This is a genomic window from Psychrilyobacter sp., assembly GCF_037132775.1.
GTDB lineage: Bacteria > Fusobacteriota > Fusobacteriia > Fusobacteriales > Fusobacteriaceae > Psychrilyobacter.
This window is the reverse complement of sequence record NZ_JBAHZY010000089.1, coordinates 1-15,122: the sequence shown is the minus strand read 5'-3', so window position 1 is coordinate 15,122 and position 15,122 is coordinate 1. Positions and strand designations below refer to the sequence as shown.

Sequence of the window (15,122 nt, the reverse complement as noted above, 5' to 3'; positions counted from 1 at the left end):
ATCAATCTATGTTGTTTTACCTATATCCATATTAGCTACTATACTTACAGTAAGGTTTGTAGGTAGATCTGTAGAGGAAGCTAGGGAGACAGAGGAAGAATTGGAATTAGTATAGAAAATTTGACTAGGTTTTTTTATTTTGAATTATAATTATGGTATAATAAAATAATAAAAAACTAGTGTAATATAGATTGGGGGAAAAATGAGAATATTAATAATAAGGCTAAGCTCTATAGGGGATGTTATTTTAACTACCCCAATCCTAAAAAAAATCAAAGAAAAAAATAAAAATATAAAGATTGATTTTATAGTTTTGGATAAATTTAAAGGTGCAATAGAGGGAAATCCCAATATAGATAACTTGATTATTTTTAAAAAAGATATAGATGATGGGATAAAAAATATAAGGCAATTTTCAAAGATATTGAAAGAAAATAACTATGATTATGTATTTGATCTGCATTCGAAGATAAGATCTAGATTAATTACATTTTTTTTGGGAGAGAAAACTTTCAGGTATATAAAAAGGTCGCTATATAAGACTATCTTAGTAAAATCAGGATTGATTAAGTATAGGGCTGATAATACAATAGTAAAAAATTATTTTGATGCCTTCAAGGTTTTAGGAATAAAGTATAGCGAGGAAGATCTGGAGTTTAATTTTACAAAGAAAGATGAAAAAAAAGTAGAAAATTATAAAAACTGTGTAGTGTTTGCACCGGGAGCTTCTAAAAATACTAAAAAATGGACTATAGAAGGATTTGGTAAGTTAGCTCAATTGATAAAGGAAAAATATAAAACAGAGATAATTCTAATCGGAAGTCCTAAAGAAAAGGAAGAGTGTGAGAAAATCAATAAAATAAGCGGAAATATCTGTATAAATATGGCTGGGAAATTAAGCCTGAAAGAGAGTGGAGCATTATTGTCCAAAGCAAATTTTTTGATGACCAATGATTCGGGACCATTTCATATTGGACGTGGAGTTAAGACTAAATCCTATGTGATATTCGGCCCTACAGATCCAAATATGTTTGAATACGATGAATTAGGAATTTTGATCTATGGAAACGAACCGTGCTCCCCATGCTCATTACATGGGGATAAAAAATGTCCTAAAGGTCATTTTAATTGTATGAAAAATATAAGTGCTGAAGACGTAATGAAAAGAATAGAGAAAAAATAAAAATCGAGGGAATTCCTCGATTTTTTTATTTAACTAATTTACACTGATTTCCTACACATTGACTTAACTCTATATTCAGTGCTTTTACCGATATATGAATTTCTATAGCGGAAAGAGACAGCGAGATCATGAGTAAGATCAGACTTCCAGCAAAGGCAAATTCAGCCAATATAATCTGCTGTAAAAATATTAAAAACATAGAAAAAACACAGAAGAATAAAGAAATAATTCCTATTAATTGCATATTTTTTATGATTTTCACCCTTAATCTTAAATTATCTATCTGTAGCATGAGGATATTAATTCTATTTATCTCTTGAGAAGCTTGGTTGTGCAGCGACCTAATAAGGGTAGCTAATGCCAAAAATCTGCTTGTATATGCTAAAAGAAGGAGTGAGATGGTAGAAAAAATTAGTGCCGGGGTTGTAAGTGTTAATTGCATCTTAGATCGCCTCCATCTTTTAACGAAATATTTAAAGCTATTGTAGAAATTTTAATTTCCATGGCAGAAATAACGAGAGATATTAAAAAACTTATGATGGAAAATATAAATAAAACCCATCCTGTCTGGATATGTTCAAAAAAAATAGTAAAAACAGACAGGGTGGCTAAAAACAATGAAAATACAGAAAAAAACTGTATCCATTTAACATATTTTATCCTTAATCTAAAATTTAAAATTTGAGCCTCAATATTACAATCTTTATCTGGATGGTTATGAAAATCTCTAATTAATTTAGATAAATTTAAATATCTAATTGTATAACCATTAAAAAACATGGAAATCCCTGAAAATAACAATGCTGGAATGGAATAGTTCATAGAGCTCCCTCCTTATTATAAATTACTCATCTATCACTAAGTGATAATTTATTCTATCAAGATAGCTGAAAATATACAAAATATTTATTTACAAAAAATAAAAAAAGACAGGACCTTAATGGTTGTCTTTTTTTATTGCTATTACTTGCTTAAAACCTTATTGATTTTAGGGCTTAAAGTAGCAGCATTTTTCTTTAAAATTCTAGCAATTTCAACTGGATCTGCAGCTTTTAAAGATCTTAGCATTTTAACACAAACTTTTATTTTAGTTAATTGACCGTTAAGTTCAACTTTAACAGGTTGTAAGTTTGGCTTCCATATTCTCTTGTTCATATTATGAGCATGAGAGATACTGTGTCCGAAAGTAATTCCTTTACCAGTAATTTCACATCTTTTCATTATTTTTGCACCTCCCATTTATTAAAACATTGGCTTAAATTTTAGCATAAAGCAAGTAAAAAAGCAAGGATTTTTCGACAATAAAGATATAGTTTCCTGTAAAAAAAAAATTCTTATGATATAATAGAATATATAAATATAGATAAAAGTCAAATAATAAAGAGGTCGTAAAATGAATGAACATAGTTTAAGTGTATTGGAGTTTGATAAAGTAAAAGAAAACATAAGTGAATATGCTATTCTGGATGAAACTAAGGATAAAATATTAGAAATAATTCCAATGAAAGATATAAATAGTATAAAGAAAGAATTAGAAAATGTACAAGATTTTATGGATATGTTGAAGTATGACGGTGGGATAGAACTGTCAGAAATAAAAAATATAGTGATGTATTTAAAGAAAACTAGCCTAATAGGAACTTATTTAGATATAGAGGATCTTTATCATATTGCTAGAAACTTGAGAATATTCAGGGTGATAAAAACTAAATTTCAAGAATTAGAAGGGAAATACAGAGAGCTACATATGAGGTTTAAAGATATGCCTACATATAAGGGGTTGGAAGAGTTAATTGAGGCAGTCATTGACAATCAAAAACAAATCAAAGATACAGCCTCCCTTGATCTGAGAGATATTAGATACAGTAAAAAATTAATTCAAAATAACATCAAAAGAAAATTTGATGATCTTATTTCAAACCCTTCCTATGCCAAAGCTATCCAAGAGAGGATAGTAACAGTTAGAGACGGCAGGAGTGTAATACCTGTAAAAACAGAATTTAAAAGTCAGATTAAAGGAATAGAGCATGACAGATCATCTAGCGGACAGACGGTATTTGTAGAGCCGATCAGTGTGGTTTCGTTGAATAATAAGATGAGAGAATTACAGGTAAGAGAGAGAGAGGAGATCAGAAAGATCCTTCTAAGGCTTACGGACAATCTGAGAAATAATCTAGAGGGTGTAATGGAAGTAGGAGAAGCGCTTCTAACTTTAGACTATTTAAACGCTAAATGTAGTTATGGATTGGATAATAAATGTATAATTCCTAAATTAAATCAGAGAGAATATATCTCTATCATAGAAGGAAGACATCCATTAATCAACCCCAGAGAAGTTGTACCTTTAACTTTTGAACTAGGGAAACATTATAATAGTTTGCTGATTACAGGTCCAAATACTGGAGGGAAAACAGTAGCCTTAAAAACAGCAGGACTGTTGACGGTTATGACATTATCAGGAATACCGATTACAGCCAGTGATAAAACAGACATAGGATACTTTAGTGGTGTCTATGCTGATATAGGTGATGAACAGAGTATTGAACAAAATCTATCATCTTTCTCAGCACATTTAAAAAATATTCAGATTATCTTAGTAGGAGTGACTAGGGCGAGTTTAGTGTTGTTAGATGAATTGGGTTCAGGAACAGATCCAATAGAGGGATCGGCATTCGCCATGGCAGTGATAGATTACTTGAAAGAAAAAAAATGTAAAGCTATGATATCTACCCATTATAGTGAGGTAAAAGCTCATGGATACAACGAAGATGGGATAGAAACTGCATCTATGGAATTTAATGCTGAAACATTGTCTCCTACATATAAATTACTTATGGGAATTCCAGGGGAGAGTAATGCTCTTACCATTGCCAAAAGGCTAGGGATATTACCCGAAGTAATTGAAAAAGCAAAAAGTTATATTAGTGAAGATGATAAAAAAGTAGAGGGAATGATCACCAATATAAAGGAACAATCGGATGAATTAGAAAAAGCCAACGAAGAGGTACAAGGCTTAAAAATAGAGGCTGAAAAACTAAAGAACCAATATGCTGAAAAAGTAAGAGTGTTGGAAAAAGAAAAGGAGCAAATATTGGAAAAAGCGTACAAAGAATCGGAAGAGATGATGAAAAATATGCAAGCTAAAGCCAAAGCTTTAGTTGATAAAATACAGAAGGAAGACAATAAAAAAGATGAGATAAGAGATGTTCAAAAAAGTCTAAATATGCTAAGAAATTCTATGGTAGAGGAAAAAAAGAAAAAATTAATGATGAAACCAAAAATTGTTAGAAAGATATCTTATGGTGTAGGAGACAAGGTTTTTGTAAAGAGTTTGAAACAGCATGCAATTATCCTTCGTCTATTTATGAATAAAGACCAAGCTCAAGTACAGGCTGGAATCCTAAAGATGGTCGTGTCATTGGAAGACATAGGATTAATGAAAGAGGAAAAGAAAAAAACATACACTAAAATACATAGCCATAAGGGAAGCAGTGCGAACTACAAGATCGACCTGAGAGGTCAGTTAGTAGAAGAAGCGATACATGAACTAGAAAACTATATGGATAGAGCTACATTGAATGGATACAGCGATATCCAAGTGATACACGGGAAGGGAACTGGACAACTAAGAAAAGGAATTCAAGAATACCTTAAAACGTGTAGATATGTAGCTAGCTTTAGAGATGCAAATATGAATGAAGGTGGGCTGGGATGTACGGTAGTAACGCTAAAATAGATTATTATTATATAGTAGCAGCAGCAGGAATTGGAAAGAGAATGGGACTCTCCTACCCTAAGCAATTTTTAGAGGTAGATGGGAAACCAATATTTATAAAGACTCTGGAAGTGATTGAAAAAAATCATAGGGTAACAGGAATTGTAGTTGTTACCAACAAGGAGTATATATATGAAGTAGAGAAGATGTGTAAAACTTTTAAAATAACTAAGTTGATAGAAGTTGTTAGTGGTGGAAATGAACGGCAAGATTCTATCTATAATGCATTACAGAAGATCCCGAAAGATAGTATAATAGGAGTTCAAGATGGGGTAAGACCTTTTATAGAGGATAGATATATAGAAGATTCTTATACTGTGCTGATGGAAAGAACTGATTTAGATGGTGTAGTTATAGGAGTTCCTGTAAAAGATACCATAAAGGTAATGGATTCCGATGGAAAAATAGCCCAGACTCCTAAAAGAGATTTTCTCTTTGCCGCTCAAACTCCTCAAGTATTTAGAGGAGAAATCCTCCACAGAAGTTATGAGATAGCTAGGAAACAAAAGTTTTTAGGGACGGATGATTCTTCCTTAGTAGAAAAAGCAGGGGGATCTGTAGGAACTCTAGCGGGAAGTTATAAAAATATAAAGATAACTACACCAGAAGATCTATTAATTTTTTCTAAAGAAAATATAAAAGGAGTGAAAAATAAATAATTTGTAACGAAAAGTCCTTGTGCATAACCAATAAAAAATGAAACCTCACCGGTCCCATGGGACCCCCTCTCATAATTTAAGAAAGGGGAAAATGGTAAGAGAAAGAATTGGTAACGAGAACTAGCGAAAATAAAAGGAGTGGAGTATGAAATTAGCGGTAGCACAAATAAATCCAACACTTGGAAATGTAGAAAAAAATAAGTTGAAGATGATATCATATATAGAGAGTGCTATAAAAAAAGGAGTGGAACTAGTAGTTTTCCCAGAATTATCTCTTACAGGATACCTTTTAGAAGAATTAACCTTTGATGTGGCAGGAATCCCAGTAGAGTTTTATGAGTTGAGTAAAAAAATAAGTATTTTATTTGGCGGGATCGAAGAAAGTAGAGATTACTATTACTATAATTCTGCCTTCTATTTAGAAGATGGAAAATTGCAGCACACCCATAGAAAGATATATCTACCTACCTATGGCCTTTTTGATGAAGGAAGGTATTTAAAATCTGGAAATGAAATAAAGGCGTTTGATACGAAATTTGGTAGATTTGGTATCTTGATATGTGAAGATGCCTGGCACCTGTCAAATCCTTATTTACTAAGCATGGATGGAGCTGACTATATATTTACTTTGGTAAATAGTCCGTCGAGGGGAGCTCAAGGGGCAAAATTGTCTCCTAACCAAACCTGGAATGAGATGATGAAGACCTATTCTAAATTACTCACAAGTTTTTATATCTTCGCCCACAGGGTAGGGTATGAAGATGGAGTAAATTTCTTCGGTGGATCTAGGGTATATTCTCCCAACGGGGATATCTTAGGTGAAGCTAAAACTTTCGAAGAGGACACAATAGTAGTAGATTTAGATAAGAGGAGTTTGAGAAGAGCTAGGATAAATAATCCTGTGATGAGAGATGAAAAACCAGGATTAGTTATGAGAAGTTTAGAGAAGATAATTGGATAATTAATAGTAATTTCAATGGAAATTATTGATTTACGAAGGGGGAGTTCATGAATTGCCCCCACTCATAAGTTGTTAGTTTTGGTAAAGTATATGGGAGGGGGTTATATTATGAATAAAATTTTAAAGAATATAATAGGAATAATAGTTTTAGCAGTAATATTGATAGTTTTTTACTTTTCAACTTTTCAACTGTCTCACGAGAGGCTGATAGTAAAGGAAAGTAAGGTAGTAATATCTATTGGAGATCTGAATAGTAAAAAAGTAAATACTTACTATGAGCTCTATGAAAAAATTACCCAAACAGATCTTGAAGAGACTAAAAAGTGGACAAAATACATAAAAGGATTAGACCTTATTTATTATGATGACTCTAATTCTAAAAACAGAGAAGAAGATAAGGAAATAATGGTTATAAATCTAGGATGGTTATATTCTGTTGCTAAATTTAAACAAGAAGAATATTTCAATGGTCTGGGGAAAAATTATTTTTCTCTGAAAGAGGTTTATCAAAAACAGCTAGAGGAAGACTATGATGTTGATAAAAAAATCTATATGACCAATTATAAAGGATATTATTTTATATCAGATGATGTGATGAAATTATCCAATTACATGAAACTAATTATAAAAAAAGAGATAAACAAAAATATATCTTCTAAGATAAAAGGTGATACTTTAGGAGAGGCAGTAATAGATTTAGAAGGATTGGTTCAAGGTCTAGATGCTATAAAGATAAATTTAGATTATGAAAATAGCGAACTCTCTATGAATAGTTATCTATATGGTGATTTGGAATTCTCAAAATATCTGAAGGGGATAAAACAAAAGGATAGAAAATTTAATAGCTATATAGGTAAGGATAAGATCTATATTACTAATACAGATTTCAGAGATCTTGCTACATTTATGAGGGGAAATATAAACCCAGAAATGAACTCAATATTATCTATGGTAAAGATGTTGACGGGAAAAGATTTTGAAGACTATATGGATAAAGTGGATGGAGAAATTGTCTATGATTATGTTAAAAATCAGATGATTCTACCTGTAAAAGAAGAAAAAGATTTTAAGAAGTTGATAGAGATCTTTGCGAAAAAAGAAGGAAATAAATATATCTTAGGCAATGGTACGACCATAGAGATAAAAGATAATGTTATCTACTATAACGGAATCATGTCGGAAGGATCAACAATCCCCAAAGAAGGTGAATTTATAAATATATCTTTAAATTTAGGGTTATATAATCCGGTATTAAAGGATATATATATAAATATGGGAGGAAAAGTAGAGGAAAACAAAATAAATCTAAGAACTTCCATAACAGATGGAGAGCTACTAGAAATATACAATAGGATGAAGGGAGAAAAAAATGATTAAAATACACAATACACTTACTAAAAAATTAGAAAAATTTGTTCCTATAGAACCTGGTAAAGTGAAGATGTATGTTTGCGGACCGACGGTATACAATTATATCCATATAGGAAATGCAAGACCTGCCATCTTCTTTGATACCGTGAGAAGATACTTTGAATATAGAGACTATAAAGTTACATATGTACAAAATTTTACCGATGTAGATGATAAGATGATAGAAAAAGCTAATGTTGAAGGAGTAACAGTGAAGGATATAGCTGATAAATATATCAGCGCCTATCTAGAAGATACAAAAAAAGTCAACTTGAAGGAAGAGGGAATGATAAGACCTAAGGCTACCGACCATATCAAAGAGATGATAAAATCTATCAAGATATTAGTGAATAAAGGGTATGCCTATGAATCTAATGGGGACATATATTTTGATGTAGAGAAATATAAAGAAAAATATGGTGAGCTATCTGGGCAAAAAATCGAAGATTTAAAAGCTGGAGCCAGAGTAGAAGTTACCGATATAAAAAAATCATCTGTGGACTTTGCTCTTTGGAAATCTGCAAAAGAAGGAGAACTTTCTTGGGAATCGCCTTGGGGTAAAGGGAGACCAGGATGGCATATTGAATGTAGTGCAATGAGTGAAAAATATTTAGGAGCATCATTTGATATCCACGGGGGAGGACAGGATCTTATATTTCCACATCATGAAAATGAGATAGCTCAATCGAAATGTTCTTACGGTGGTGACTATGCCAGATACTGGATGCACAACGGTTATATCAATATAAAAGGGGAAAAGATGTCTAAATCTAAGGGGAATTTCTTCCTTCTCCGTGAAATTTTAGAAGAGTACGAAGGAAAGGTAGTGAGGTTCTTCATGCTTTCGTCCCACTATAGAAAACCTGTTGATTTTTCTGAAACAGAATTAGAAATGGCTAAGAGTGCTATAAAAAGGATAGAAAATAGTATGTTAACTATGTTGGAAAAATTTGATACTGAAACTTCAACTGAAGATCAAGGTAGCGATGGGGCAGAGTTAAGGGCTGTTTTAGAGAACTCTAAAATAAGATTTGTAGAAGCCATGGATGAAGATTTTAATACCGCTCAAGCTATAGGTGTATTATTCGAACTTATAAAAGAAGCTAATAAATTTATGGAAGGAAAAGTAAGCAATGGTGGAAAAGAAGTGTTGAAAGATGCGTTTGATTTTTTAAAGACTACTTTGGTAGATGTATTGGGAATAGAGCTTGTAGTGGAAAAACACATTAAAGATCTGACTGTAGAATTGGTTGAGCTTATAAAAGAAGTCAATATAGAAAAACCGTTTGAATTTAATAAAGAAAATATAACGGTAGAATTGATCGAATTTTTAATAGAGCAGAGAAAAATAGCTAAAAAAGATAAAAACTTTGCGTTATCAGATGAGATTAGAGATAAGATGGCTGAAATTGGTGTAAAAATAAAGGACGGAAGGGAAAAAACTACATGGACAATATAAGGGTAAAGGAATTAAATGGATTGGCACTGGCATACTTAGGAGATGCCGTATGGGAATTGAGGCTTAGAGAAAGATTTATAGCAAGAAATCTTAAGGTAAAAGACTTGAATAGGTTGGTAAAAGCTCATGTGAGTGCTGTGGCACAGAGTGAGATATATTTAAGTGTAGTGGATGAGTTGCAAGATGAGTATAGAGCTTGTGCTAAGAGGGCTAGAAATTCAAAGATTTCAACTTTTCCAAAATCATGCACCATGAAGGAGTATAAAAACGCAACAGCATTTGAAGCGTTGATTGCCATGTGTTATATAAATAAGAGGGAAGATATAATAGAAGGAATTATAGAAAACTATGTATTTAAAAAGAAAAATGATGAGAAATAAAAAAAGAATGATACAGAAAAATCAGGCAAATTCTGAAGGAATAGAAGTACAAGCGGAAAAAAGAATAGAAGTAGAGGAGGGGACTCAGGAAGTCCCTATACAGGCAGAAGAAAATGAGATGAAAAAATGAGATGAAAAAAGGAGATGAGAAAAAGAAATGAAGAAAAAAAGTAGATTTAAATTTAATATGAGTTTTCCAGGCTTTAAATTTCAAAAAAGTATAGGTATAGATCTTGGAACAGCAAATACATTGGTATATGACAAACAAAGAGAAAAAATTGTTTTAAATGAACCGTCTGTGGTAGCTGTAGATAGGGAAACAAAGAAAGTCTTGGCAGTAGGAAAAGAAGCTAAAGATATGCTTGGAAAAACTCCCGATCATATAATGGCGGTAAGACCTTTGAAAGAGGGAGTTATAGCTAATTACGATATTACAGAAGCAATGATAAAGTATTTCATAAAGAAAGTCTTTGGGAAGTTTAACATGATACTACCGGAAGTAATGATCTGTGTTCCTATTGAAGTAACAGGGGTAGAAAAAAGAGCTGTATTAGAGGCTGCAATCTCAGCAGGAGCAAAGAGAGCTTATTTAATCGAAGAAGCTAGAGCAGCAGCTTTAGGAGCAGGGATAGATATCTCGGCACCCGAGGGGAATATGATAGTAGATATTGGTGGAGGATCTACAGATATAGCTGTAATTTCTCTGGGTGGAACTATTGTAAGTAAATCTATTAGAATTGCAGGAAATAATTTTGATGAAGATATTATTAAATACATAAAGAGAAGACATAATCTATTGATTGGGGAAAAAACTGCCGAAGAGATCAAAATCAAGATAGGTACGGCAATTCCTTTAAAAGAAGAAGAAACAATGATAATAAAAGGAAGGGACCTTATGACTGGATTACCGAAACCGTTAGAGATAAGTTCTAGTGAAGTATTGGATGCCATAAAAGATTCCTTAGATGCTATAGTAACTAGTGTTAAACAAGTTTTAGAAAAAACCCCACCAGAATTATCAGCTGATATAGTGGACAAGGGGATAGTTATGGCAGGTGGAGGGTCGATGATTAGAAATTTTCCAGAGTTATTGGCTAAAAATACCCTTTTAAATGTAGTTTTAGCTGACAATGCACTAGAAGCGGTGGTATTGGGTGCTGGATTAGCCCTTGATAAACTAGATGTTCTTAGAAAAATTGAAAAGGCTGAAAGATAGTGTTTGATAGTTTGATTTTTGGAGATGAAGTTAAACTGTTTCTGAAAAATGAATTGAGACAAAATAAGGAAGCAGGAACCTACTTTTTCTATGGGGATAAAGGGGTAGATCTATTGGGGTTAGCCACGGTGTTTACCATGGCTATGAATTGCCCAGAATTAGAAAATGATTATTGCGGTGTCTGTGAAGTGTGTAAAAAGATAAAGCATGGAAACTATGCTGATTTAGAGATCATCGGCCTCCTGCAAGGAGAGAGCAAGATCGGAATAGATAAGATAAAAAATACCATATATAAGGCCTCCAGTTCTAGTTATGAAGGGAAAAAAAAAGTGTTTATCATAAAGGATATTGAGAGTATGAATAAATATTCTGCGAACGCGCTCCTAAAGATAATGGAAGAACCTCCCAAAGGAACATTTTTTTTACTTGTATCTAATACTTTAAATATTTTATCCACAATCTTATCTAGATCTATTGTGGTGAAGGTCGATAAACCCTCTGCCAAAGATCTGGGGGTCACTGAGGAAGTATATAATTTTTTTATGGGGAGTATGGATGAGATATTGGAGTGGAAAGAAGAAAGACTGGATCTCAATGAGATACGATCTTACTCTGCCTTAGGTGAATATCTGAATTTATATCTTGTAGAAAAAAAATTAAAACATAAGATAGATTTATTGAAGGGAATAGATGACTATATATATAATGTAGAGAGGATAAAAAAATCAGAAAAACTTTCTATAGTTTTTGATCTGTTATTCGTTTTACAGGATGATAAACTAGTGGAAAATAAATCTCACGAGAGAAAAATAATTGAAGAATTGATGCATATATTCATAGTGAGGTCAAAAACTCCTAAATATACGGAAAAATTAATAGAGTTGAAACAAGAATTGATGCATAACGTTAATATCCAGATAGCGTTAACTTTATTTTTCCTGAATTTTTAGGTGAAAGAAGAGGAGAAAAAAAGAATGAATAAAAAAAATAGATTGATGGAATATATAATTTACCAATATATGTTTTATTGATTTTAATAACTATAAACAAATTATTGTTTATCTATGTAAAATTTTCATTAAAAAATATTGGAAAATGGACTGATTATATAGGGAGTTTTAGATATGGATTGATATTTGATAGTGCTCTAACTTCTTGTGTTCTTTTGGGATCGTTAGTTATATATATTATACAAAGTTTTATCGGTAATAAAATTAGAGATAATTGGTAGGTATTTGTATTATATATATTCTTTTACAATAGGATTTGTTTTTTTTACCATAATGATATTGGATATCTGGTATTACAACACGTTCACCCACCATGCTGATGTTACCGTTTTGGGTACATAGGTCAAATGGATGAAATATGGACAACATTTTGGATGGAATATTCAGTAATAAGGATGATTTTATGGCTCTTGCTGATGGTTGTGCTTTATGCTGTTTCTTCAATAATTAATTTTAATAAGGTGACAAATAGAAACTTAAAAGTGAAGATTTTAGAGATACTAAAATCTTCACTAATCATTGTTGTGGCTGTACCGATTTTTGTGATAAGTGCCAAGGGCGGGATAACGGGAGCTACCCTTACGTGGGGGAAGGCTAAATTTTCTCAGAATTATTTTGCTAACCAAATAGCACTTAATGGAGCATTTATGTTATTACAGTCGGCGGATGTGAATAGAAACATGAAATCTAGCAATGCCAATTCAATAAAAAACAAATTTACCTCTAAAGAATTAAAAAATAATATCAGAGGCTATGTAACTCAATCACAGGATACCTATCTACCTGGAAAAAATATATTGAGAAGGATAACGGATACGGGAAAACCTGTAATAAGACCTAATGTAATATTGATTCTTATGGAGAGTTTTATGAGATCAAATGTGGGCGCTTTAGGATATAAACTGGATTTAACTCCTAATTATAATAGGCTAGCCAAAGAAGGGATAATATTTAAAAATATATATTCTACAGGAAAGAGATCAAACAGAGGTGTTATTAGTGTAGTAACTGGATATCCATCTAGTTATGGACAAGCCTTGATAAAAAAATCTATAGTAGGGAGGAAAACTTTTTACTCTATCCCTGATATATTGAAACATCGTGGATACGATACTCATTTTTATTATGGGGGAGATATTGAATTTGATAATATTAATGATTTCCCCAAAAAAGATAGAACGATAGCTTGAGGAGTTCCGGATGATAAAATGTTTGTACGAATGACTGAAGATATGGGGACGATGAAGCAACCTTTCTTTGCAGAAGCATTTACTGTGAGTAATCACTCCCCCTATGATATGCCTAAAGAATTTCAAACTTTTAGTAAAACAGAATATCCGAAAATGTATAAAAAATATAACGGGACAGTTTTTGCTGATTATGCAATAGGTAGATTTACAGATTCAGTAAAGGATAAAAAATGGGCTCAAAATACAATATTCGTGTTTGTAGCGGATCATGGAGCTAATAGAAGTGTACCCATAGAGATAGATTGGAAAAATTTTACTAATCCACTTTTAATATGGAGTCCCAATAAAAAATTGGTGAAATCGAAGATGATAGAAGCCCTATGATCACAATCGGATATATTACCAACTCTTATAGGGTTATTAGGAGGTAAATATGAGCATTCTACATGGGGACGAATTTACTTTTAAAAGACAATGAAAAGAGTTCGCTTATGTAGTTGATACTCATTATGTGGGTATTAATAGATAAAGACTATATCTATATAGAAGATATAGTTGGGAAAAAAGTTAAACTTGTAAGTAAAAGGAATAATAAAAAGGTTGAAAATATAGATTTTGAAAGTTATAGAAAAAAAGCTAGAACAGTTTTTTTATTATCAATAAAACAAGAAAAAGAAGGAACTTTTGGAAAAAAAATTAATAATTAAATGAAATTATTCTAAAGGTTATGTTAGCTTTTAGGTGGGTGTAGAGTTAATTACATTTATCTAGAGGTTTTTCTTTGGAAGGGGAATACATATTTATAATGAAATATATACACTAAGCTTAATTTTATTAGAGTTTTAGTGAAATACTGAGAAGATTTTGATTTGTAAGTAATAGGTCTAAAAATATAATGAGAGCAAGTAGGGCAAGAAAATACGGAATTGGCAAAAGAAAACTCTCTACAATTTTTGCAGAAAGAAGAGTAGATTTTATAAAATCAAGATAACTTTTGGAGAAATGCTCGAAATATTTGGAAGAATGTTTGAAGAAAGCTTTTAAATTGTCGTTAGTAAGAATCTCTTTAAGAGTAATAGTAGTCATAATAGTTATTATACCAAAAAACCCCCAAGATGGGGGCAGGGGGTTGAAGAAGCGTTAGCTTTTTTTTATTACATATACTTTGAATTTTAAAAAATTTTTATTGATGAATATAAAAATAGGAAAGCTTCCGCGTATATTTTTGGAGGGGAAGCTGATCTTGATGTAGATATTTTAGGTATGAAAAGAGTTAAAACTTTCTCTAAATGTTAAAGGGAAGCTTTTGAAGATAATGGTGAATAAGTTTTGTGGATCCTAGAAAAACATCTTCTGGAAGATCTTTGGAAAGAGGTTACAGATTCAAAAATAAATATCTAGAAGCACAGATTAAATATTTAAAAATAGAAAATGAATTTTAAAAAAAGTTCCAAGTTAGAGAAATTGGTGTTCAAATTATTTTTTTCAATAATATTTATGATGAGATAATGTTTTTATTATTGGATTGGCAGTGAAGGATAATTTTTTTTAGAATTTCTATTGGTAATAGCATTTGTATTTTATCGACTGTAAGTCAATGAAAGCAATTATAAATTAAGAATGTATAGTTTTTTAGTTCTTTTTTCAAAAATATAAAAAAAAACAAAACAAAGAAACAAAAAAACGTTGACTAAAAGTTGTAAACGCGGTATACTTCTTCTTGTCCGCAAAGGAAAGTGAAAGTGACCTTAAGCGAGACAAACAATTAGGACATTAGCAATTAAATAGAGAAAGAAAGTGTAAATTTAAAACTCAATTGGCGTTTAAAACTTTGTTTTAAACAATCGATTAAGGTGTACAGTGGAAAGAACCACTATAA

The 15,122-nt window shown here is 31.6% G+C and carries 14 protein-coding genes and 1 pseudogene; 12 read left to right on the top strand and 3 right to left on the bottom strand.

The annotated features are described in order from the left end of the window. The first annotated feature begins 202 nt into the window (after positions 1 to 202). Positions 203 to 1,183: a glycosyltransferase family 9 protein gene (locus V5784_RS06035; RefSeq protein WP_336888140.1), complete on the top strand. Its 981-nt coding sequence runs from the start codon at positions 203 to 205 to the stop codon at positions 1,181 to 1,183. 25 nt (positions 1,184 to 1,208) lie between these two features. Here V5784_RS06035 and V5784_RS06030 read toward each other — a convergent pair whose 3' ends face one another. From V5784_RS06030 to rpmB, 3 genes are all read right to left on the bottom strand, one after another. Beyond that, complete coding sequence (locus V5784_RS06030) at positions 1,209 to 1,625, bottom strand: DUF2721 domain-containing protein (protein ID WP_336888139.1); 417 nt, start codon at positions 1,623 to 1,625, stop codon at positions 1,209 to 1,211. Further along, the gene (locus V5784_RS06025; protein ID WP_336888138.1) at positions 1,616 to 2,005 is read right to left on the bottom strand and encodes a DUF2721 domain-containing protein; all 390 of its coding nucleotides are present in this window, start codon (positions 2,003 to 2,005) and stop codon (positions 1,616 to 1,618) included. Before V5784_RS06025 ends, V5784_RS06030 begins: the two co-directional genes overlap by 10 nt. A 141-nt stretch (positions 2,006 to 2,146) precedes the next feature. Beyond that, positions 2,147 to 2,404, bottom strand: coding sequence for a 50S ribosomal protein L28 (gene rpmB, locus V5784_RS06020; RefSeq protein ID WP_336888137.1), 258 nt, complete (start codon positions 2,402 to 2,404; stop codon positions 2,147 to 2,149). Positions 2,405 to 2,576: 172 nt separating this feature from the next. On the opposite strand from rpmB, the gene V5784_RS06015 reads away from it, so the two are divergent. The 11 genes and pseudogenes from V5784_RS06015 to V5784_RS05965 all read left to right on the top strand — a co-directional run bounded on the left by V5784_RS06015 (position 2,577) and on the right by V5784_RS05965 (position 13,950). Next, a complete protein-coding gene (locus V5784_RS06015) occupies positions 2,577 to 4,919 on the top strand; it encodes an endonuclease MutS2 (protein WP_336888136.1) in 2,343 nt (780 codons plus the stop codon). Beyond that, entirely contained in the window at positions 4,895 to 5,617 is a 723-nt protein-coding gene (gene ispD / locus V5784_RS06010; protein ID WP_336888135.1) for a 2-C-methyl-D-erythritol 4-phosphate cytidylyltransferase, read from the top strand. Before V5784_RS06015 ends, ispD begins: the two co-directional genes overlap by 25 nt. 145 nt (positions 5,618 to 5,762) lie before the next feature. Beyond that, positions 5,763 to 6,578 (top strand): nitrilase-related carbon-nitrogen hydrolase, encoded by an 816-nt coding sequence (locus V5784_RS06005; RefSeq protein ID WP_336888134.1) that lies wholly within the window; start codon positions 5,763 to 5,765, stop codon positions 6,576 to 6,578. Between the two features lie 108 nt (positions 6,579 to 6,686). Continuing rightward, positions 6,687 to 7,955, top strand: a complete 1,269-nt coding sequence (locus tag V5784_RS06000) for a hypothetical protein (RefSeq protein WP_336888133.1) — start codon at positions 6,687 to 6,689, stop codon at positions 7,953 to 7,955. Further along, positions 7,948 to 9,447: a cysteine--tRNA ligase gene (gene cysS, locus V5784_RS05995; RefSeq protein ID WP_336888132.1), complete on the top strand. Its 1,500-nt coding sequence runs from the start codon at positions 7,948 to 7,950 to the stop codon at positions 9,445 to 9,447. Before V5784_RS06000 ends, cysS begins: the two co-directional genes overlap by 8 nt. Next, on the top strand, positions 9,435 to 9,827 hold the full coding sequence (locus V5784_RS05990; RefSeq protein WP_336888131.1) for a ribonuclease III domain-containing protein: 393 nt from the start codon (positions 9,435 to 9,437) through the stop codon (positions 9,825 to 9,827). Before cysS ends, V5784_RS05990 begins: the two co-directional genes overlap by 13 nt. A 7-nt stretch (positions 9,828 to 9,834) precedes the next feature. Next, positions 9,835 to 9,957 (top strand): hypothetical protein, encoded by a 123-nt coding sequence (locus V5784_RS05985; protein WP_336888130.1) that lies wholly within the window; start codon positions 9,835 to 9,837, stop codon positions 9,955 to 9,957. Between the two features lie 57 nt (positions 9,958 to 10,014). Next, complete coding sequence (locus V5784_RS05980) at positions 10,015 to 11,043, top strand: rod shape-determining protein (RefSeq protein WP_336888141.1); 1,029 nt, start codon at positions 10,015 to 10,017, stop codon at positions 11,041 to 11,043. Next, complete coding sequence (locus tag V5784_RS05975) at positions 11,043 to 11,993, top strand: hypothetical protein (protein WP_336888129.1); 951 nt, start codon at positions 11,043 to 11,045, stop codon at positions 11,991 to 11,993. Before V5784_RS05980 ends, V5784_RS05975 begins: the two co-directional genes overlap by 1 nt. Positions 11,994 to 12,400: 407 nt before the next feature. Next, positions 12,401 to 13,627 (top strand): annotated as a pseudogene (locus V5784_RS05970) (LTA synthase family protein). 125 nt (positions 13,628 to 13,752) lie between these two features. Beyond that, positions 13,753 to 13,950, top strand: a complete 198-nt coding sequence (locus V5784_RS05965; RefSeq protein ID WP_336888128.1) for a hypothetical protein — start codon at positions 13,753 to 13,755, stop codon at positions 13,948 to 13,950. Positions 13,951 to 15,122 lie beyond the last annotated feature (1,172 nt).